Annotated in this window: 16 protein-coding genes; 15 read left to right on the forward strand and 1 reads right to left on the reverse strand. The window is 65.5% G+C overall.

Annotation, left to right across the window (positions count from 1 at the left end):
- Positions 1-131: 131 nt before the first annotated feature.
- Complete coding sequence (locus BBJ41_RS09990; RefSeq protein ID WP_069746366.1) at positions 132-1,031, reverse strand: LysR family transcriptional regulator; 900 nt, start codon at positions 1,029-1,031, stop codon at positions 132-134.
- Between the two features lie 283 nt (positions 1,032-1,314).
- On the opposite strand from BBJ41_RS09990, the gene BBJ41_RS09995 reads away from it, so the two are divergent.
- The 15 genes from BBJ41_RS09995 to BBJ41_RS10065 all read left to right on the forward strand — a co-directional run bounded on the left by BBJ41_RS09995 (position 1,315) and on the right by BBJ41_RS10065 (position 20,416).
- Positions 1,315-3,000 carry a GMC family oxidoreductase gene (locus tag BBJ41_RS09995; RefSeq protein WP_069746367.1) on the forward strand — a complete coding sequence of 562 codons (1,686 nt, stop codon included), beginning with the start codon at positions 1,315-1,317 and terminating at the stop codon, positions 2,998-3,000.
- Between the two features lie 439 nt (positions 3,001-3,439).
- A complete protein-coding gene (locus tag BBJ41_RS10000) occupies positions 3,440-4,219 on the forward strand; it encodes an ABC transporter ATP-binding protein (protein WP_069746368.1) in 780 nt (259 codons plus the stop codon).
- Entirely contained in the window at positions 4,216-4,971 is a 756-nt protein-coding gene (locus BBJ41_RS10005) for an ABC transporter ATP-binding protein (RefSeq protein WP_069746369.1), read from the forward strand. The genes BBJ41_RS10000 and BBJ41_RS10005 overlap by 4 nt, the downstream gene beginning before the upstream one ends.
- A gap of 77 nt (positions 4,972-5,048) precedes the next feature.
- Positions 5,049-6,248, forward strand: a complete 1,200-nt coding sequence (locus BBJ41_RS10010) for an ABC transporter substrate-binding protein (RefSeq protein ID WP_069746370.1) — start codon at positions 5,049-5,051, stop codon at positions 6,246-6,248.
- A 130-nt stretch (positions 6,249-6,378) separates the two neighbouring features.
- On the forward strand, positions 6,379-7,263 hold the full coding sequence (locus tag BBJ41_RS10015; protein ID WP_069746371.1) for a branched-chain amino acid ABC transporter permease: 885 nt from the start codon (positions 6,379-6,381) through the stop codon (positions 7,261-7,263).
- On the forward strand, positions 7,263-8,237 hold the full coding sequence (locus BBJ41_RS10020) for a branched-chain amino acid ABC transporter permease (RefSeq protein ID WP_069747657.1): 975 nt from the start codon (positions 7,263-7,265) through the stop codon (positions 8,235-8,237). The genes BBJ41_RS10015 and BBJ41_RS10020 overlap by 1 nt, the downstream gene beginning before the upstream one ends.
- 1,123 nt (positions 8,238-9,360) lie before the next feature.
- Positions 9,361-10,518, forward strand: coding sequence for an ABC transporter substrate-binding protein (locus BBJ41_RS10025; RefSeq protein WP_069746372.1), 1,158 nt, complete (start codon positions 9,361-9,363; stop codon positions 10,516-10,518).
- A gap of 196 nt (positions 10,519-10,714) precedes the next feature.
- Positions 10,715-11,770, forward strand: coding sequence for a branched-chain amino acid ABC transporter permease (locus tag BBJ41_RS10030; protein ID WP_069746373.1), 1,056 nt, complete (start codon positions 10,715-10,717; stop codon positions 11,768-11,770).
- Positions 11,771-11,774: 4 nt separating this feature from the next.
- The gene (locus tag BBJ41_RS10035) at positions 11,775-13,559 is read left to right on the forward strand and encodes a branched-chain amino acid ABC transporter ATP-binding protein/permease (RefSeq protein ID WP_069746374.1); all 1,785 of its coding nucleotides are present in this window, start codon (positions 11,775-11,777) and stop codon (positions 13,557-13,559) included.
- On the forward strand, positions 13,559-14,314 hold the full coding sequence (locus tag BBJ41_RS10040; protein ID WP_069746375.1) for an ABC transporter ATP-binding protein: 756 nt from the start codon (positions 13,559-13,561) through the stop codon (positions 14,312-14,314). The genes BBJ41_RS10035 and BBJ41_RS10040 overlap by 1 nt, the downstream gene beginning before the upstream one ends.
- Before the next feature lie 551 nt (positions 14,315-14,865).
- On the forward strand, positions 14,866-16,836 hold the full coding sequence (mnmG, locus tag BBJ41_RS10045) for a tRNA uridine-5-carboxymethylaminomethyl(34) synthesis enzyme MnmG (RefSeq protein ID WP_069746376.1): 1,971 nt from the start codon (positions 14,866-14,868) through the stop codon (positions 16,834-16,836).
- Entirely contained in the window at positions 16,833-17,519 is a 687-nt protein-coding gene (gene rsmG / locus BBJ41_RS10050) for a 16S rRNA (guanine(527)-N(7))-methyltransferase RsmG (protein WP_069746377.1), read from the forward strand. The genes mnmG and rsmG overlap by 4 nt, the downstream gene beginning before the upstream one ends.
- A 51-nt stretch (positions 17,520-17,570) precedes the next feature.
- A complete protein-coding gene (locus BBJ41_RS10055) occupies positions 17,571-18,350 on the forward strand; it encodes a ParA family protein (RefSeq protein ID WP_034183831.1) in 780 nt (259 codons plus the stop codon).
- 31 nt (positions 18,351-18,381) lie between these two features.
- On the forward strand, positions 18,382-19,275 hold the full coding sequence (locus tag BBJ41_RS10060) for a ParB/RepB/Spo0J family partition protein (RefSeq protein ID WP_069747658.1): 894 nt from the start codon (positions 18,382-18,384) through the stop codon (positions 19,273-19,275).
- Positions 19,276-19,285: 10 nt separating this feature from the next.
- Positions 19,286-20,416 carry an SLC13 family permease gene (locus BBJ41_RS10065; protein ID WP_069746378.1) on the forward strand — a complete coding sequence of 377 codons (1,131 nt, stop codon included), beginning with the start codon at positions 19,286-19,288 and terminating at the stop codon, positions 20,414-20,416.
- Positions 20,417-20,586: the final 170 nt, after the last annotated feature.

Genomic DNA, 20,586 nt, shown 5'->3' on the forward strand with positions numbered 1-20,586 from the left:
GGGGTCTCGCGGTGTGCGAACGCACAATCTAGCAAAAAGGCGGGGACGGTGGCGTGACGACGGGCCGGGGGCGCGGCGACATGACGCGTATTGCGCCCGGCGCCCGGCACGCACGCCTTCATCAGCACCGCTCATATCGCCCACTGGGCTTCGATCAGCTGCAGCGCGGCCGCGATCGCCGGTTCGTCGCGCCGCTCGGCGAGCGTCACGAACGTGAGCTCGGTCGGTACCGTCACGCGCTCGACGATCGTCAGCGCATGCGCGTGTGCTTCGGCCAGCGCGGTCGAGTCGCGCGCGAGCGTCAACCCGATGCCCGATTTGACGAGGTCGAGCATCGACTGCTCCTGGTCGACTTCGGCGACTTTCACGGGCTGCGCGCCGGCGTTCGCGAAGCGGCGCGACAGCAGCCGGTGGTGCGCGGACGCCGGCGGCGTCCAGATCCACGGCAGCGCGGCGAGCGCGCGCCAGTCGTGCGCGCGCTGCACGCGTTCCTTCCAGCCGGCCGGCGCGAGCACGCGGTATTGGAAATGCGTGAGCGTGACGGTGTGGAACAGGGCGCCGTCGAGCGGATCGTCCTCGCCCGGCCGCCCGATGTAGTAGCCGACGTCGAGCGCCTGCGCGCGCACCTGTTCGAGCACCCAGCCCGACATCCCGTGCCGCAGTGCGGTCTCGATCTGCGGATGGGTCTCGACGAGCGCGCGCAGGAAGCCGCCGAGCCGCAGGAAACCGGGGTCGAGGATCGTGCCGATCCGCAGCCGGCCGCGCACCTCGTGCCGCAACGCAGCAGCGGCGCGCTGCACGTCGGCGGCCGCGGCGAGCGCGCGTTCCGCATGCGGCAGCAGCGTCTGGCCGTCGCGCGTGAGTGCCAGCCCGCGCGACGTGCGCGTGAACAGCGTGACGCCGAGCGTTTCCTGCAGATGCTTGATCTGCAGGCTGACGGCCGGCTGCGTCAGGTGCAGATGCGCGGCGGCGCGCGTCAGGTTGCCTTCGCGTGCGACCGTCGCGAATGCGCGGAGCAAGGTGAGATCCATCGTCGTGATATGAGCGCTGCTTATAACGCATTTCAGCATAACTCATTGGATCGGCGCCCGGCAGGCGGAGTACGCTTCATCGGTCGCGTTGCCTGGTGTATTCCAGGGCGCGAAGGGTGCGACGCACTATGCTGGAAATGATGCGCGGTATTGCGTCGCGAGGGGCATAACAACGAGCTTTGTATGGGGGCGGCGTTAGCGCGAAAGCGTCAACTCCATCCAATCACGCCATGGGACCCGCGTAAGCGCTGAAGCGCTAACGCGGGTCGACCGGAGACAAGCAGTGACGACTCAACGCACGCTCGAAGGCGAATTTGACTATGTGATCGTCGGCGCGGGCACCGCGGGCTGTGTGCTCGCGAACCGCCTGACCGAAGACCCCGACATCAGCGTGCTGCTGCTGGAAGCGGGCGGCAAGGACGACTATCACTGGATCCACATCCCGGTCGGCTATCTGTATTGCATCGGCAATCCGCGCACCGACTGGCTGTACAAGACGCAACCCGAAGCGGCGCTCAACGGCCGTGCGCTGTCGTATCCGCGCGGCCGCGTGCTCGGCGGCTGTTCGTCGATCAACGGGATGATCTACATGCGCGGCCAGCGCGAGGATTACGACAGCTGGGCGCAGGAAACCGGCGACGCTGGCTGGTCGTGGGACAGCGTGCTGCCGATCTTCAAGCGCAGCGAGGATCACCATGCGGGCGAAAGCGACGTGCACGGCGCGGGCGGCTACTGGCGCGTCGAGAAGCAGCGGCTGCGCTGGGAGATCCTCGAATCGTTCGCGCAGGCCGCGCAGCAGACGGGCATCCCGGCGACCGACGATTTCAACCGCGGCGACAATTCCGGGGTCGGCTATTTCGAGGTGAACCAGAAGCGCGGCGTGCGCTGGAACACGTCGAAGGCATTCCTGCGGCCCGCGATGGCGCGCCCGAACCTCACCGTGATCACCGGCGCGCAGGCGCAGCGCGTGATCTTCGACGGGCGGCGCGCGGTCGGCGTCGAATATCATGGCGGCGGCACCGATTACGTCGCGCGGGCGCGCGCGGAAGTGTTGCTGACGTCCGGCGCCGTGAATTCGCCGCAACTGCTCGAACTGTCGGGCATCGGCTGCGGCCGGCGGCTGCAGGCGCTCGGCATCGACGTCGTGCAGGATCTGCCGGGCGTCGGCGAAAACCTGCAGGATCACCTGCAATTGCGGATGGCGTTTCGCGTCGAAGGCGTGCGCACGCTCAACACGATGTCCGCGCACTGGTGGGGCAAGCTGATGATCGGCGCAGAATATGCGTTGCTGCAGCGCGGCCCGATGTCGATGGCGCCGTCGCAGCTCGGCGCGTTCGCGAAATCCGATCCGGACGATCCCGCGCTCACGCGCCCCGATCTCGAATACCACGTGCAGCCGCTGTCGCTCGAGCGCTTCGGCGAACCGTTGCACAGCTTCAACGCGTTTACGGCTTCCGTCTGCCATCTGCGGCCGACATCGCGCGGCAGCGTGCATATCGCGAGCGCCGATCCGGGCCTCGCGCCCGCGATCGCACCGAACTATCTATCGACCGATCACGATCGCCATGTCGCCGCGAACGCGCTGCGCCTCACGCGCCGGATCGCGTCCGCGCCGGCGCTCGCGCGCTATCGTCCGGAGGAAATCCTGCCGGGCGCGCAGTATCGGACCGAGGCCGAGCTGATCGAGGCGGCCGGCGCCGTCGGCACGACGATCTTTCATCCGGTCGGTACCTGCCGGATGGGGCGCGCCGACGATGAGCGCGCGGTGGTCGACAGCCGGTTGCGCGTGCGCGGCATCGCCGGGCTGCGGATCGTCGATGCGTCGGTGATGCCGTTCATCACGTCGGGTAACACCAATTCGCCGACGCTGATGATCGCCGAGCGTGCGAGCGACATGATCCGCGCCGATCGCCGCGCGGCGCGCGAAGCGACGCCGGTGCGGACCGAGGCGGCGGCGACCGCCATGTGACGGAACGCTGACACGCGCGACAGCGGGCCGTCATGCTGACGCCCGCTGATTCGATATGCGAAACAAGCTGTCGTCGCTCCGGTTACAGAAACCGGAACGGCAGGATCGATGCAAGCCGCGCACCCGCGCGGCTTTTTTCGTTGTGCGTGCGACAGGCGATGCGCGCGGTTAACCGGCGATGATGCGCGTGTCAAAAAAGCGTGGCGAAAAACCATGCACAGCCGCATGCGGCATGGCGGCCAGCCCTATAAGTGCAAATCCCGATGATTGCACTGCACCAACGGCGCGACAATGTTGCGCAATGTGCATACGCGTCGGCGCGGGAGACCACCCTCGAGGCGTACCACGGCGCCCGGGGGCAGACCGCTGATCCGCTGACCTGTTCGCGGGCGCTTGCCAGGCATCCCGGTGCTTCGCCTGACTTCGTACGGAAGGGAACATGATTCTCGGCGACACGATTCTGGAAACACGCGGACTGACGAAAGAATTCAGGGGTTTCACCGCCGTGAACGGCGTCAACCTGCGTGTGCGGCGCGGCGCGATCCATGCGCTGATCGGGCCGAACGGCGCGGGCAAGACCACCTGCTTCAACCTCCTCACCAAGTTCCTGACGCCGACGGCCGGACAGATCGTCTTCAACGGGATCGACATCACCAACGAGCGGCCCGCGCAGGTCGCGCGGCGCGGCATCATCCGCTCGTTTCAGATCTCGGCCGTGTTCCCGCACCTGACCGCACTGCAGAACGTGCGCATCGGCCTGCAGCGCGCGCTCGGCACCGAATTCCATTTCTGGCGCAGCGAACGCACGCTGAAGCGTCTCGACGATCGCGCGATGGACCTGCTCACGCAGGTCGGCCTGACCGATTTCGCGCAGGTGCCGACCGTCGAGTTGGCCTACGGCCGCAAGCGCGCGCTCGAGATCGCGACGACGCTTGCGATGGAGCCCGAACTGATGCTGCTCGACGAGCCCACGCAGGGGATGGGCCACGAGGACGTCGATCGCGTGACCGCGCTGATCAAGAAGGTCGCGAGCGGCCGCACGATCCTGATGGTCGAGCACAACATGAACGTGATCGCGGGCATCTCCGACACGATTACCGTCCTGCAACGCGGCGAGGTGCTGGCCGAAGGCTCGTATGCGGAAGTGTCGAAGAATCCGCTCGTCATCGAGGCTTACATGGGCAGCGCCGACGCGGCGCTCGCGGGGGCGCACGCATGAAGCACAGCGAACGGGAGGAACGCGAATTGAGCGGCGTCGAAAGCGGTACGCCCGCGCTGGAGATCACGGGCCTGGAGGCCTGGTACGGGGAATCCCACATATTGCACGGTGTCGACCTGACGGTGCATCGCGGCGAGGTCGTCACGCTGCTCGGCCGCAACGGCGCGGGCCGCACGACGACGCTGCGCGCGATCATGGGCCTCACGGGCCGCCGCAACGGGTCGATCAAGGTCGCGGGCAACGAAACGATCGGCCTCGCGACGCACCGCATCGCGCATTTCGGCGTCGGCTACTGCCCGGAGGAGCGCGGGATCTTCTCGAGCCTGTCGTGCGAGGAGAACCTGATGCTGCCGCCGCAGATCGGGCCGAGCGAGCACGCGATGTCGCTCGACGAGATCTACGCGATGTTCCCGAACCTCGCGTCGCGCCGGCAAAGCCAGGGCACGCGGTTGTCCGGCGGCGAGCAGCAGATGCTCGCGGTTGCGCGGATCCTGCGCACCGGCGCGAACCTGCTGCTGCTCGACGAGATTTCCGAAGGCCTCGCGCCGGTGATCGTGCAGGCGCTCGCGCGGATGATCGTCGCGCTGAAGGCGCGCGGCTACACGGTCGTGATGGTCGAACAGAATTTCCGCTTCGCCGCGCCGCTCGCCGACCGCTTCTACGTGATGGAGCACGGCACCATCGTCGAGCACTTCCGCGCGGCCGAACTCGAAAGCAAGATGCCGACCCTGCACGATCTTCTCGGGGTGTGACGCCGCCCCGTTTCCTTTGCCGCTAGCCGTGGCGGCCCTCGAACAACCACAACGCATCAGAACAACAGGAGACGTCAATGAAAATGAAGACCCTCGCACACGCCTGTCTCGCGCTCGCGACCGCCGCATTCACCGCCGGCGCCGCGCAAGCCGCGGATACCGTGAAGATCGGCTTCATCACTGATATGTCGGGGCTTTACGCGGACATCGACGGGCAGGGTGGCCTCGAGGCGATCCGCATGGCGGTCGCCGACTTCGGCGGCAAGGTGCTCGGCAAGCCGATCGAGGTTGTCTATGCCGATCACCAGAACAAGGCGGACATCGCGGCGTCGAAGGCGCGCGAGTGGATGGACCGCGGCGGGCTCGACCTGCTGGTCGGCGGCACGAACTCGGCCACCGCGCTGTCGATGAACCAGGTCGCGGCCGAGAAGAAGAAGGTCTACATCAACATCGGCGCGGGCGCCGACACGCTGACCAACGAGCAGTGTACGCCGTACACGGTCCACTACGCCTACGACACGATGGCGCTCGCGAAGGGCACCGGGTCGGCGGTGGTGAAGCAGGGTGGCAAGTCGTGGTTCTTCCTGACCGCCGACTACGCGTTCGGCAAGGCGCTCGAGAAGAACACGTCGGACGTCGTGAAGGCGAACGGCGGCCAGGTGCTCGGCACGGTGCGCCACCCGCTGTCCGCGTCGGATTTCTCGTCGTTCCTGCTGCAGGCGCAGTCGTCGAAGGCGCAGATCCTCGGCCTCGCGAACGCGGGCGGCGACACGATCAACTCGATCAAGGCCGCGAAGGAATTCGGCATCACGAAGACGATGAAGCTCGCCGCGCTGCTGATGTTCATCGACGACGTGCACAGCCTGGGCCTCGAGACGACGCAGGGCCTCGTGCTGACCGACAGCTGGTACTGGAACCGCGACGCGGCGTCGCGCCAGTGGGCGCAGCGCTACTTCGGCAAGATGAAGAAGATGCCGTCGAGCCTGCAGGCGGCCGACTACTCGTCGGTGACGACCTACCTGAAGGCCGTCCAGGCGGCCGGCACGACGGATTCCGACAAGGTGATGGCCGAGCTGAAGAAGATCAAGATCAACGACTTCTACGCGAAGGGCTACATCCGCACGGACGGCAGCATGATCCACGACATGTACCTGATGGAAGTGAAGAAGCCGTCGGAATCGAAGGAGCCGTGGGACTACTACAAGGTACTCGCGACGATTCCGGGCGAACAGGCGTTCGGAACCAAGCAGGAGACGCGCTGCGCACTCTGGAAGTGAAGCGCGGCGTAGCGGCGCGCCCAGGCGCGCCGCACGGTGGCGGCTGTAGCGAGGTGCCCCGCTGCGCCGCCCGCGTGCGCAACGCATGAAGGTTGCGCACGCAACGAAACTCATTCTGACGGCTAAGTCGATGGAAATCTTTGGCATTCCGTTGCCGGCGATGCTCAGCCAGTTGCTGCTCGGGCTCGTCAACGGCTCGTTCTACGCGATCCTGAGCCTCGGGCTCGCGGTGATCTTCGGGCTGCTCAACGTGATCAACTTCGCGCACGGCGCGCTGTTCATGTTGGGCGCGATGCTCGCGTGGATGGGCCTGTCGTACTTCGGGCTGCCGTATTGGGCGATGCTCGTGCTGGCGCCGCTGATCGTCGGCGCGTTCGGGATCGTGATCGAGCGCTCGATGCTGCGCTGGCTGTACAAGCTCGATCATCTGTACGGGCTGTTGCTCACGTTCGGCCTCACGCTGGTCGTCGAAGGCGTGTTCCGGTCGATCTACGGCTCGTCGGGCCAGCCGTACGACGTGCCGTCGCAGCTTTCCGGCGCGACCAACCTCGGTTTCATGTTCCTGCCGAACTACCGTGCATGGGTCGTCGTCGCATCGCTCGCAGTGTGCCTCGTGACGTGGTTCGTGATCGAGAAGACGCGCCTGGGCGCCTACCTGCGCGCGGGCACCGAGAACCCGAAGCTCGTCGAGGCGTTCGGCGTGAACGTGCCGATGATGATCACGCTCACCTACGGCTTCGGCGTCGCGCTCGCCGCGTTCGCGGGTGTGCTGGCCGCACCGGTGATCCAGGTGTCGCCGCTGATGGGGCAGCCGATGATCATCACCGTGTTCGCGGTGGTCGTGATCGGCGGGATGGGCTCGATCCTCGGCTCGATCGTCACGGGCCTGCTGCTCGGCGTGATCGAGGGCTTCACGCGCGTGTTCTACCCCGAAGCGTCGGCGACCGTCGTGTTCGTCATCATGGCGATCGTGCTGCTGTTCCGCCCGGCGGGCCTCTTCGGCAAGGAAAAATGATGCAGAGAAAAGCGCTCTACGGCGTGCTGCTCGCCGCACTGCTCGCCGCGCCGTTCATCGGCGCGTATCCGGTGTTCGTGATGAAGGTGCTCACGTTCGCGCTGTTCGCGGCCGCGTTCAACCTGCTGATCGGCTATACGGGGCTGCTGTCGTTCGGTCATGCGATGTTCCTCGCGACCGCCGGCTACGCGACCGGCTATTCGATACAGACGCTCGGTGTCACGCCGGAGCTCGGCGTGCTCGCGGGCACCGTCGCCGCGACGCTGCTCGGGCTCGTCGTCGGGTTGTTCGCGATCCGCCGGCAGGGCATCTACTTCGCGATGATCACGCTCGCGTTTGCGCAGATGGTCTACTTCATCTACCTGCAGGCGCCGTTCACGCACGGCGAGGACGGCCTGCAGGGCGTGCCGCGCGGCCATCTGTTCGGGCTGCTCGACCTGTCGAACGACGTCGCGCTGTACTACGTCGTGCTGGCGGTGGTGGTCGCTGCGTGTGCGTTCATCGTGCGGGTCGTCCATTCGCCGTTCGGCCAGGTGCTCGTCGCGATCAAGGAGAACGAGGCGCGCGCGATCTCGCTCGGCTACGACACCGACCGCTTCAAGCTGCTCGCGTTCATCCTGTCGGCCGGGCTCGCGGGGCTGGCCGGTTCGCTGAAGGTGCTCGTGCTCGGCTTCGAGACGCTCTCCGATGCGTACTGGACGATGTCGGGCCTCGTCGTGCTGATGACGCTCGTCGGCGGGATGGGCACGCTGTTCGGGCCGCTGCTCGGGGCGGCGCTGATCGTCGCGCTGGAAGACCGGCTCGGCGACATCGGTGAATGGCTCGCGTCGACGACCGGCGTCGCGTGGTTCCATTCGCTCGGCGAATCGGCGACGATCGTCACGGGGCTGATCTTCATCGCGTGCGTGCTGGCGTTCCGGCGCGGCATCGTCGGCGAGATGGTCGCGCGGATCAAGCCGCTCAGGGCCTCCTGAGCGCGTGCTGCGCGCGTCGCGGCGCGTTGATGCGAAGCACCATCCGGCATGCTCCGGAAGGGCGTCGCAGCGGGCTCGGGCCGGCGCCGCGCGGCAGGCTGGTGCCCCATTTTCGTGCGGCGATGCACCATAGGGGTAAATGCTAAGTTGTCGCGGTGCTTAAGCCTCTTTAAGATTCACCCTAGTTCTGATGCACCGCGAAACGAATTTGCAGGTGGAGAACGAGGAGACAATCGAGGCACAAAGTGCCCGGACCCCAAAGCGCTGTTGGACGGAATCCAACAGCGCTTTTTCATTTGCGTGCACGGATTTCCACCGGTGGTGCATCGTCCTGCGCAAGTGCCGTATTCCGCGCTTGCATTCGCACCGCGCATCTTCCGCGCTTCGCCGCGCCCCCTGTTTTTCCATTTCCCGCTATCGTTTCGCAGACGGCGCGCAGCCATGCGCAGGCTGTCCGGGCTTACCCGGTTGGCGTGCGCGAAAGGCGTCCGTTACACTCGGCTTTCGCCGACCGCGCGGTCGGGAAAATCGGTCGGCAGTTCTCCTACAAGCAGAATGCAGAAGAGGGAGTACGGTTGGATGAGAAGCACGGGGCGATGGATCGGGGCAGGAAGGGCGGCTGGCGCCGCTCGTTCGTCATTAGGCGCGCATGGGTACTTCCCGCCCTTTGCGGGCCGTCCTGCGGCCGGTACGCGCGTTTCGACGCGAGTCACCGGCATGGCGCCTACACCGGTCGTTGCGTTCGCATCCGTGTCGGCATGAGCCGCCGCTTTTCCGATCTTTTCTCGTCCGCATGCCTGGCAGAGCCGGGCCACGCCGGTGCGCCTTCCGGTGATCGTTGCGCACACATCTATCTTCCGCACGATCCCGCATTTCTTCGCTTTTTTCATTCCGACGACACCGCCGCTGCGCATCGTGGCGGGCGAACGAACGCTTCACGCGTTTCGTCCCGCCTGCGCGCGTGCGTCGTCGTGTCATTGGCGTCCTGCCGCAGTCGCGGCGTTTCACGGGAAAACGAGCGTAGGCGCGGGATGACGAGATAGTTAAATTATTAACTTGTTTGGGGCCGGGAGCCGCCCGAGCATCCCGCGAATTTTTCGAGCAGCGTTTGGAGACGACGTAAATGAAGATGAATCGATGGATGGAGGCCGTGCTTGCCGCAGGCCTCGTGTGCGCGGCGGCGACGGCGTCGGCGCAGGTGAAGATCGGCGTGACGCTGTCGGCCACCGGGCCGGCTGCCTCGCTCGGGATTCCGGAAAAGAACACGATCGCGCTGCTGCCGAAGGAAATCGCGGGCAAGAGCGTGCAGTACATCGTGCTCGACGATGCATCGGACACGAGCCGCGCGGTGCAGAACGTGCGCAAGCTGATCGACGAAGATCACGTCGACGCGATCATCGGCTCGTCCGTCACGCCGAACTCGCTTGCGATGCTCGACCCCGTATCGCAGGGCAAGACGCCGACGATCTCGCTCGCGGCGAGTGCGCAGATCATCGCGCCGATGGACGCGAAGCGCGCGTGGATGTTCAAGGTGCCGCAGAACGACCAGCTGATGGCCGACGCGATCGCCGGCTACATGGCCAAGCACGGCGTGAAGACGGTCGGCTTCATCGGCTTCGCGGATGCGTACGGCGACAGCTGGTACAAGACGTTCAGCGCGGCGGCCGAGAAGAACGGCCTGAAGCTCGTGTCGAACGAGCGCTTCAACCGCACCGACGCGTCGGTGATGGGGCAGGTGCTGAAGTTGATGGGCTCGAATCCCGATGCGGTGCTGATCGCCGGCTCCGGCACGCCGGCGGCGCTGCCGGCCAAGACGCTGAAGGAGCGCGGTTACAAGGGCAAGGTGTACCAGACGCACGGCGTCGCGAACAACGACTTCCTGCGCGTGTGCGGCAAGGATTGCGAAGGCGAGATCCTGCCGGCCGGCCCGGTGCTCGTGATCGACCAGCTGCCCGATTCGAATCCGGTGAAGAAGTCGGCGCTTGGGTACAAGGTCGCGTACGAGAAGGCCTACGGCGCGGGCTCGCTCTCGACGTTCGGCGGCCATGCGTGGGATGCGGGGCTGCTGCTGCAGCGTGCGATTCCCGAAGCGCTGAAGAAGGGGCAGCCGGGCACCGAGGCGTTCCGCGAAGCGCTGCGTGCGTCGATCGAGAGCGTGAAGGATCTGCCCGTGTCGCACGGCGTGATCAACATGACGGCGACCGATCACAACGGCTTCGACACGCGTGCGCGCGTGATGGTGCAGATCGTCGACGGCAAGTGGAAGCTGCAGGGCGAGTAAGCCTCACGTGAAACCGGCGAGCACGACGCGACGAATCGCGCCGTGCTCGCCGTCGGCAGGGCGCCGGGCCTGACGGGCCGCGCCCGTGCCGCATGGAACCACCGGGGCCGCCGCGTGGCGCCCCGATCTTGCCGTCCGTGCGCCCCGGCCGTTCCCGTCTTTCGTTTCTCCGCAGCATTCTCGATACACGAAACGTATGGATCTCTCGATTGCGGCGATCCTCGCGCAAGACGGCATTACGACCGGCGCCATTTATGCATTGCTGTCGCTGGCGCTCGTACTGGTGTTTTCCGTCACGCGGGTGATCTTCATTCCCCAGGGCGAATTCGTCGCCTACGGTGCGCTGACGCTTGCCGCGTTGCAGACGCAGAAATTCCCCGCCACCTGCTGGCTGTTGTTCGTGATGGGCATCGCGTGCTTCCTGCTCGAAGTCGGCGGCCTGATCCGGCATCGCGAACGCCGCCATCTGCTCGGCCGCACGCTCGCGACGCTCGGCAGCCGCTACATCCTGCTGCCGCTCGCGGTATTCGCGATCACGCGCAGCTTTGCCGCGCAGCCGATGCCGATGCTCGCGCAGATCGCGCTGACGCTCGCGATCGTCGTGCCGATGGGGCCGTTCGTCTACCGGCTCGTATATCAGCCGATTGCCGAAGGCACGACGCTGCTGCTGCTGATCGTGTCGGTCGCGGTCCATTTCGCGATGGTCGGCCTCGGGCTCGTGATGTTCGGCGCGGAAGGCTCGCGCACCAACGGATTCTCGGATGCGTCGCTGTCGATCGGCAGCATGACGGTGTCGGTGCAGAGCATCCTGGTCGTCGTCACGGCGCTGGTGCTGATCGGTGCGCTCTACGTGTACTTCGGCCGCACGATCGCCGGCAAGGCGCTGCGCGCGACGTCGGTGAACCGGCTCGGCGCGCGGCTCGTCGGGATCGGCACGACCGAGGCAGGGCGGCTCGCGTTCACGTTCGCGGCGGGGCTCGGCGTGCTGTCCGGCATCCTCGTCGGCCCGCTGACGACGGTCTACTACGACTCGGGTTTCCTGATCGGCCTGAAGGGCTTCGTCGGCGCGATCATCGGCGGGCTCGTCAGCTATCCGCTCGCGGCCGCCGGCTCGCTGCTCGTCGGCGTGCTCGAATCGTATTCGTCGTTCTGGGCGAGCGCATACAAGGAGGTGATCGTGTTCACGCTGATCATTCCGGTGCTGCTGTGGCGGAGCTTCGCGACGCCGCATGCGGAAGAGGAAGAGGAGTGACGCGATGAAGACGATGGTACGCAACAAGACTTTCTGGGTGTTCCTCGTGGTGCTGTTCGCGTTGCCGGTACTGCCCGGTGCGCTGCAGGTGCCCGAGTACTGGATCACGCTGCTGAACTACATCGGCCTCTATGCGATCGTCGCGATCGGGCTCGTGCTGCTGACGGGCGTCGGCGGGATGACGAGTTTCGGGCAGGCCGCGTTCGTCGGCATCGGCGCGTATGCGACCGCATTCCTGACGACGAAGTACGGCGTATCGCCCTGGCTCGCGCTGATCGTCGGCGTCGTGCTGACGGCGCTCGTCGCGCTCGTGCTCGGCGCGGTCACGATGCGGCTGTCCGGGCACTTCCTGCCGCTCGGCACGATCGCGTGGGGCCTCGCGCTGTTCTACCTGTTCGGCAACCTCGAACTGCTCGGCAAGTACGACGGGATCAACGGGATTCCGGCGCTGAACCTGTTCGGCATCGAGCTCGAAAGCGGCCGCAGCCTGTATTTCCTGATCTGGGCGGTGGTGCTGGCCGCGATCGTGTCCGTGCAGAACCTGCTGAACAGCCGCCCGGGCCGTGCGATCCGTGCGCTGCGCGGCGGCGGCGTGATGGCCGAGGCGATGGGCGTGAACACCGCGTGGATGCGCGTGGTGATCTTCGTCTACGCGGCCGTGCTCGCAGCCGTGTCGGGCTTCCTGTATGCACACCTGCAGCGCGCGGTGAACCCGACCCCGTTCGGCCTGAACCACGGGATCGAATTCCTGTTCATGGCCGTGGTCGGCGGCGTGTCGCACGTATGGGGCGCGGTGCTCGGCGCGGCGATCCTGACCGTGCTGCAGGACTACCTGCAGACGCTGCTGCCGAAGCTGCTCGGCTCGGAAGGCAACTTCGAGATCATCGTGTTCGGCGTGCTGATGGTGCTGTTGTTGCAGTACGCGCGTCAGGGCGTGTGGCCGTTCTTCGCGAAGCTGTTCCCGCGCGGGCCGCACGCGCATGTGCCCGAGCATGCCGACCCGTTGCCGCAGCGCGCGAAGCCCGCGGCCGGCGAGCCGTTGCTCGTCGTCGACAACGCACGCAAGCAGTTCGGCGGGCTCGTGGCCGTCAACGATGTCAGCTTCGACGTGAAAGCCGGGCAGATCATCGGTCTGATCGGCCCGAACGGCGCCGGCAAGTCGACCACGTTCAACCTCGTGACCGGCGTGCTGAAGCCGACGGGCGGCACGATCACGTTCCGCGGCGAGCGCATCGACGGGCTCACGTCGCGCCAGATCGTGCGGCGGGGCATTGGCCGCACGTTCCAGCATGTGAAGCTGCTGCCGGCGATGACGGTGCTCGAGAACGTCGCGATCGGTGCGCACCTGCGCGGCCACACGGGTGTCTGGCGCAGCGTCGCGCGGCTCAATGCGCACGAGGAGGCGCAGTTGCTGGCCGAAGCCGCACGCCAGATTCGTCGCGTCGGGCTTGAAAAACACATGTACGACGAAGCGGGCAGCCTCGCACTCGGCCAGCAGCGGATTCTCGAGATCGCGCGTGCGCTGTGCTGCGATCCGACGCTGCTGCTGCTCGACGAGCCGGCCGCCGGGCTGCGTTATCAGGAGAAGCAGCAGCTCGCCGATCTGCTGCGGCGCTTGAAAGCGGAAGGGATGAGCGTGTTGCTCGTGGAACATGACATGGATTTCGTGATGAACCTCACCGACCGGCTGGTGGTGATGGAATTCGGCACGCGGATCGCGGAAGGACTGCCGCAGGACGTGCAGCAGGACCCGGCGGTGCTCGAAGCGTATCTGGGCGGGGTGGAGTGATGACGGACACGACGATGCCGATTCTCGAAGTGCGCGGGCTGGCGGTCCGGTACGGGAAGGTGGAGGCGTTGCACGGCGCGGCGATCAAGGTCGGCGCGGGACAGATCGTCAGTGTGATCGGCCCGAACGGAGCCGGCAAATCGACGCTTCTGAACGCGATCATGGGTGCGCTGCCGGTGACCGGGCATGCGTCGGGCGCGGTCGTGTATCGCGGCAACGACGTCGGCGGGTTGCCGGTCGAGCAGCGCGTCGCGCGCGGGATGTGCCTCGTGCCGGAAAAGCGCGAGCTGTTCAGCACGATGGCGGTCGAAGACAACCTCGTGCTGGGCGCGTATCGACGCAAGCAGGCCGGCGAATCGAACTTCCTCGACCAGCTCGATCACGTGTTCGCGTTGTTTCCGCGGCTGAAGGAACGGCGCAAGCAGGCGGCCGGCACGTTATCCGGCGGCGAGCGGCAGATGCTCGCGGTCGGTCGCGCGCTGATGGGCAAGCCTGATCTGCTGATGCTCGACGAGCCGAGCCTCGGGCTGGCGCCGCTGATCGTGAAGGAGATCTTTCATATCATCAGCGCGTTGCGCAGTACGGGTGTGGCGACGCTGCTGATCGAGCAGAACGCACGGGCTGCATTGCAAATCTCCGATTACGGTTATGTGCTGGAGACGGGTGAGTTTGCGCTGGAAGGGCCGGCGGCGGAGCTTGCGCAGAATCCGCGCGTGATCGAAACGTACCTCGGGTTGGCGAAGAAAACAGCTTGATGGTTGAAGCGGTTGGCGGGAAACGGGCGGCGTGTTTCACGTGAAACACGCCGTTTTTGTTTGTGGGGTTGGGTGGTGTTGCGATGGGCCGAGGCCCGGGGATAAGTGCCGAAGGAATAGTCGGAAGATCTGTGTGACGCGGCGGGATAGGGTGTCTACAGATCAGGTTCTCTGCACAGGTCGACGATGCGTCGCATCTCGGTGGATAAGGGGCGGTCCAACAGGCGGAAATCCTGTGAAAAAGAGGGTGGGCACAGGGCGTTGCGTCCGAACTAGTGTGTCGATCACAGGCGTCGATTCGGTTATGTGTCGCGCGTGCGAGTCTCTTGCCCAGCCGGTTTTTGCACAGACGCAACGATGTGCTGCGAACTGCCAGGAGCGTTGTCGGAGTAGGCTCGGCGTCACAGGTTGGACTTCCCGTCGTCGAAAAAGCAGCGAAATACACAGACCCTACCATTCGGACGGCCTTCGGGTGAAAAGCGAACCCGCTATAATTCGGCCCATACATTTCTCTGATAGGTTCGTGCGCAGTCCTGCGTACGGAATCCACCATGCTTTTTCCCACAGAATTTGACGTCATCGTCGTCGGTGGCGGTCACGCCGGCACGGAAGCCGCGCTGGCGTCCGCCCGAATGGGCGCGAAGACACTGCTGCTGACCCACAACATCGAAACGCTCGGGCAGATGAGCTGCAATCCGTCGATCGGCGGCATTGGCAAGGGCCATCTGGTCAAGGAAGTCGATGCGCTGGGCGGCGCGATGGCCGCCGCGACGGACGAAAGCGGTATTCAGTTCCGGATCCTCAATTCGTCGAAAGGTCCGGCGGTGCGCGCGACGCGTGCGCAGGCCGATCGCATCCTGTACAAGGCCGCGATCCGCCATCGGCTCGAGAACCAGCCGAACCTGTGGCTGTTCCAGCAAGCCGTCGACGACCTGATGGTCGAAGGCGACCGCGTGGTGGGCGCCGTTACGCAGATCGGCATCCGCTTCCGTGCCCGCGCCGTCGTGCTGACGGCGGGTACGTTCCTCGACGGCAAGATCCACGTCGGCCTGAACAACTACACGGGCGGTCGCGCGGGCGATCCGGCAGCCGTGTCGCTGTCGTCGCGCCTGAAGGAGCTGAAGCTGCCGCAGGGGCGCCTGAAGACTGGTACGCCGCCGCGTATCGACGGCCGTACGATCGACTTCTCGCAGCTGGACGAGCAGCCGGGCGATCTCGATCCGATCCCGGTGTTCTCGTTCCTGGGCCGCGCGGAGCAGCATCCGCGGCAGCTGCCGTGCTGGGTTACGCATACGAACGAGCGCACGCACGACATCATTCGTGGCGGCCTCGACCGTTCGCCTATGTATACAGGCGTAATCGAAGGCGTCGGGCCGCGTTATTGCCCGTCGATCGAGGACAAGATCCATCGGTTCGCATCGAAGGAATCGCACCAGATCTTCCTCGAGCCGGAAGGGCTGACGACCAACGAGTTTTATCCGAACGGGATCTCGACGAGCCTGCCGTTCGACGTCCAGCTCGAGCTCGTGCATTCGATGCGCGGCCTCGAAAACGCGCATATCCTGCGCCCCGGCTACGCGATCGAGTACGACTACTTTGACCCGCGCGCGCTGAAAGCGTCGCTCGAGACGAAGGCGATCAACGGGTTGTTTTTTGCGGGCCAGATCAACGGGACAACCGGCTACGAAGAGGCTGCTGCCCAAGGTCTGCTGGCCGGCCTCAATGCGGGCCGTTACGTGCAGGAGAAGGATGCGTGGTGCCCGCGCCGTGACCAAGCGTACCTTGGCGTGCTGGTTGACGATCTCGTGACGCGCGGCGTGGCTGAGCCGTACCGGATGTTTACGAGCCGAGCCGAGTACCGCCTGAGCCTGCGCGAAGACAACGCCGACATGCGCCTGACCGAGATGGGTCGCGAACTGGGCCTCGTCGACGACGTGCGCTGGGACGCATTCAGCCGGAAGCGCGACGCTGTTTCACGTGAAACCGAACGCCTGAAGTCGACGTGGGTAACGCCGAAGACGCTGCCGCCGGAAGAAGCGACTCCGTTGCTTGGCAAGGGGATCGATCACGAATACAGCCTCGCTGACCTGCTGCGTCGCCCGGGTGTCACCTACGACGGCGTGTGCGGCCTGAAGGGTGGTGAATTCGGTCCGGGCGAGCCGCTGGCCGACGATCCGGTGCTGCTCGAGCAGATCAAGGAGCAGGTCGAGATCGGCATCAAGTATCAGGGCTATATCGAGCGTCAGGCATCCGAGATCGAACGCAACGATGCGAACGAGAACACGCGTCTGCCGGACGGTATCGACTACCGCGAAGTTCGCGGCCTGTCGTTCGAAGTGAGCCAGAAGCTCAACGAGTTCCGGCCGGAAACGATCGGCCAGGCGTCGCGCATTTCGGGCGTTACACCCGCAGCCATCTCGCTGTTGATGGTGCACCTGAAGCGCCGCGGCCTGGGTCGCCGTAACGGCACTGCCGCTGAGGCAACGGAGCAGGGGGACGGCGCCGTCCCGACGCAACAATGACGGCGCGTCGCGCGCCGGCGGTTAATCGGGACGTACTGGAACAGATGCTCGTCGACGGCACGACGGCGCTCGACCTTACGCTGACGGATACACAACGCAACCAGCTGCTCGACTATGTCGCGCTGCTCGGCAAGTGGAACGCGGTCTACAACCTGACTGCGATCCGTGACCCGAAGCAGATGCTGATCCAGCACATCCTCGATTCGCTTTCCATCGTTCCGCATCTGCGTGGCCGTGCGTCGGCCCGCGTACTCGACGTCGGCTCGGGCGGCGGGTTGCCCGGTATCGTGCTGGCGATCGTCGAGCCCGATTGGCAGGTCACGCTGAACGATATCGTGCACAAGAAGTCTGCATTCCAGACCCAGATGCGCGCGGAACTGAAGCTCGCGAACCTGTCGGTTGTCACCGGGCGGGTCGAATCGCTGCAGCCGGGCGTCGAAGTGCCGGAAAAATTCGACATGATCGTATCCCGCGCCTTCGCTGATCTATCCGACTTCGTTAAACTTGCTCGACATCTGGTTGCGCAGGGTGGATCGATCTGGGCAATGAAGGGCGTACACCCGGAGGACGAGATTGCACGGTTGCCGGAAGGCAGCCGCGTGAAGCGGACGATGCGGCTGGCGGTGCCGATGCTCGATGCCGAACGGCATCTGATCGAAGTGGCCGTCGACGAAGCGAATTGAAGGCGCGCGCCAGCGCGCCGTTTGTTTGAAGGTAAAGGGAACACACCAACGATGGCAAAGATCTTCTGCGTTGCGAACCAGAAGGGGGGCGTCGGCAAGACGACGACATCGGTCAATCTCGCCGCAAGCCTTGCCGCGCAGGAGCAACGAGTCCTGTTGATCGATCTCGACCCGCAGGGTAACGCGACGATGGGCAGCGGGATCGACAAGGCCGCGTGCGAATCGACCGTGTACGAGGTGCTGGTCGATGGCGTGTCGGTGACCGATGCACGCGTGCGTCCGGAAGGCGTCACCTACGACGTGCTGCCCGCGAACCGCGAGCTGTCCGGTGCCGAGATCGAACTGATCAGCATCGACAACCGCGAGCGTCGGCTGAAGGCCGCGCTCGAGCACGTCGCCGACGACTACGATTTCGTGCTGATCGATTGCCCGCCGACGCTGTCGCTGCTGACGCTGAACGGGCTGTGCGCGGCGCATGGCGTCGTGATTCCGATGCAGTGCGAGTACTTCGCGCTGGAGGGGTTGTCGGACCTCGTCAACACGATCAAGCAGGTTCACGCGAACATGAATCGCGACCTGAAGATCATCGGCTTGCTGCGCGTGATGTTCGATCCGCGCATCACGCTGCAGCAGCAAGTTTCCGATCAACTGAAAGCGCACTTCGGCGACAAGGTGTTCGACGCGGTGATTCCGCGTAACGTGCGCCTGGCGGAAGCGCCGAGTTACGGGCTGCCGGGCGTCGTGTTCGATCGCAGCTCGCGCGGTGCGCAAGCGTATCTCCAGTTCGGCGCCGAGATGATCGAACGCGTTCGCGCGTTCGAAGTGTCGTGATCCGGACATGAGCGAAGCGAGGAAGAAAGACATGAACGCGGTACCAAAGAAGAAGGGCTTGGGACGTGGCCTCGAAGCGCTGCTCGGCGGCAGCGCCGATATCACCGAAGCGGTGAAGATCGAAGGCGCACCGAACACGCTCGCGCTCGGCAAGCTGCAGGCCGGCAAGTACCAGCCGCGGACGCGGATGGACGAAGGCAGCCTGCAGGAGCTCGCGGCGAGCATTCGCGCGCAGGGCGTGATGCAGCCGATCCTGGTACGGCCCATTTCATCAGACAAATACGAGATCATCGCGGGCGAGCGCCGTTTCCGCGCGGCCCGCCTGGCGGGTCTCGATGAAGTGCCGGTGCTGGTGAAGGACGTGTCCGATCAGGCCGCCGCCGCGATGGCGCTGATCGAGAACATCCAGCGCGAGGATCTGAACCCGCTTGAAGAGGCGCACGGTATCCAGCGCCTGCTCGACGAGTTCGGTTTCACGCACGAACAGGCGGCCGAATCGGTCGGCCGTTCGCGCAGCGCGGTGTCGAACCTGCTGCGCCTGCTGAACCTCGCGTCGCCGGTGCAAACGATGCTGCTGGCCGGCGATCTCGACATGGGGCACGCACGCGCGCTGCTCGCGGTCGATGCGGCCACGCAGATCACGCTCGCCCATCAGGTCGTCAACAAGCGCATGTCGGTGCGCGAGACCGAGAAGCTCGTCGCACACACGACGAAGGAAGTGCCGGCGGTGAAGGCACGCGCGAAGGACGACGGCGGCCGCGATACGCGCCGTCTCGAAGAAGAGTTGTCCGACCTGCTCGCGTCGACGGTGAAGATCAAGCTCGGCCGCCGCGGGCGAGGGCAGGTGATGATCGACTTCGGCAACCTCGACGCGCTCGAGGGCATCCTCGTGCGACTGCGCGGCAACGTTGCGACCGAAGAGTAACGAGCGGCCGATGGAGGAGACGGGCGCACCGGCGCCGCGCCGGTGGCTCGGATGGCTTGCGCAGGAACCTGTGTTATCGGTGCTCGCGCTTGGCCTGATCGTGCTGCAATGGGTGCGTCCGCAACCATTTTCCGTATTGGCTGGCCTCATCGACTGGCAGACGGTCGCGACGCTCGCGGGCCTGCTGATGCTGACCAAGGCGCTCGAGTTGTCGGGCTGCCTGATGTGGCTCGCGCACCGCATCGTGCATCACGTGCGTTCCGAGCGCGGGCTCGCGATGCTGCTCGTCGTGTTCGCTGCAGTGCTGTCGATGTGGCTGACCAACGACGTTGCGCTGTTCGTCGTCGTACCGTTGATGGTGTCGCTGCGAGCGCTGACGCCGCTGCCATTCCGGCGGCTCGTGATCGTCGTCGCACTGGCCGTGAACGCGGGGTCCGTCGCGACGCCGCTCGGCAATCCCCAGAATCTTTTCCTGTGGCAATTGAGCGGCGTATCGTTCGGCCGTTTCGTGGTCACGCTCGGGCCGCTCGCGATCGCGCTGATGGTGCTGCTGCTCGCGGTGACCGCATGCGCGTTTCGCGCGAAGCCGCTCGACCTGTCCGGCGACGCCGTCGCATTGCCCGTGCAGCGCATGCACGCGCTGATCGCCGCGGTGCTGTTCGCGGCATTCGTGTTGCTCGCCGATGCGCACCATCCGCTGCCGGGCTTGGTTGCGGTCGCGATCGTGCTGCTCGTCGTCAAACGTAACGCAGTCCTGAAGATTGACTGGCTGCTGCTGCTGATCTTCGTGTTGATGTTCGTCGTGCTGCGCAGCGCGGCGGCGCTGCCCGTCGTGCACGATGCGATCGCGCATGCGCATCTCGATTCGCCGCTGCGCGTATTCGCGGCCGGTGCGGTGCTGTCGCAAGGGATCAGCAACGTGCCGGCTGCGATCCTGCTGTCGGAGTTCACGCACGACTGGCGCGCGCTCGCATTCGGCGTATCGGTCGGCGGCTTCGGTTTTGCGATCGGTTCGCTCGCGAACCTGATCGCGGTGCGCCTCGCGAAGGAGCCGCGCATGTGGCTGCCGTTCCATCTGGTCTCGATTCCGTTCGCGCTCGCGAGTGCGGCGCTCGGCGCGTGGCTGCTCGTTCACGGTTGAGCGATGCGGGCGGGTGCGTGCGGCACAGGCGTGCCGTTCGGGTGGCGAGGAGGGCGCACAGCATGTGCGGTGGTTGTTGGGCTGTTGATAAATCCCGCAACCCACAGTCGATCGTCTGTGGTGGCATGACAACTGATTGGATAAATCGCTGCACCGGCGTCCGATCGAAT

The sequence above is a fragment of the Burkholderia stabilis genome (genome assembly GCF_001742165.1).
In the GTDB taxonomy this organism is placed as follows: Bacteria; Pseudomonadota; Gammaproteobacteria; order Burkholderiales; family Burkholderiaceae; genus Burkholderia; species Burkholderia stabilis.

Bases quoted from the DNA above. Each gene is read 5' to 3' on its own strand.
- BBJ41_RS09990 (WP_069746366.1), bottom strand. From the start codon at position 1,031: ATGGATCTCACCTTGCTCCGCGCATTCGCGACGGTCGCACGCGAAGGC.
- BBJ41_RS10000 (WP_069746368.1), top strand. From the start codon at position 3,440: ATGATTCTCGGCGACACGATTCTGGAAACACGCGGACTGACGAAAGAA.
- BBJ41_RS10005 (WP_069746369.1), top strand. From the start codon at position 4,216: ATGAAGCACAGCGAACGGGAGGAACGCGAATTGAGCGGCGTCGAAAGC.
- BBJ41_RS10010 (WP_069746370.1), top strand. From the start codon at position 5,049: ATGAAAATGAAGACCCTCGCACACGCCTGTCTCGCGCTCGCGACCGCC.
- BBJ41_RS10015 (WP_069746371.1), top strand. From the start codon at position 6,379: ATGGAAATCTTTGGCATTCCGTTGCCGGCGATGCTCAGCCAGTTGCTG.
- BBJ41_RS10020 (WP_069747657.1), top strand. From the start codon at position 7,263: ATGCAGAGAAAAGCGCTCTACGGCGTGCTGCTCGCCGCACTGCTCGCC.
- BBJ41_RS10025 (WP_069746372.1), top strand. From the start codon at position 9,361: ATGAAGATGAATCGATGGATGGAGGCCGTGCTTGCCGCAGGCCTCGTG.
- BBJ41_RS10030 (WP_069746373.1), top strand. From the start codon at position 10,715: ATGGATCTCTCGATTGCGGCGATCCTCGCGCAAGACGGCATTACGACC.
- BBJ41_RS10035 (WP_069746374.1), top strand. From the start codon at position 11,775: ATGAAGACGATGGTACGCAACAAGACTTTCTGGGTGTTCCTCGTGGTG.
- BBJ41_RS10040 (WP_069746375.1), top strand. From the start codon at position 13,559: ATGACGGACACGACGATGCCGATTCTCGAAGTGCGCGGGCTGGCGGTC.
- mnmG (WP_069746376.1), top strand. From the start codon at position 14,866: ATGCTTTTTCCCACAGAATTTGACGTCATCGTCGTCGGTGGCGGTCAC.
- rsmG (WP_069746377.1), top strand. From the start codon at position 16,833: ATGACGGCGCGTCGCGCGCCGGCGGTTAATCGGGACGTACTGGAACAG.
- BBJ41_RS10055 (WP_034183831.1), top strand. From the start codon at position 17,571: ATGGCAAAGATCTTCTGCGTTGCGAACCAGAAGGGGGGCGTCGGCAAG.
- BBJ41_RS10060 (WP_069747658.1), top strand. From the start codon at position 18,382: ATGAACGCGGTACCAAAGAAGAAGGGCTTGGGACGTGGCCTCGAAGCG.
- BBJ41_RS10065 (WP_069746378.1), top strand. From the start codon at position 19,286: ATGGAGGAGACGGGCGCACCGGCGCCGCGCCGGTGGCTCGGATGGCTT.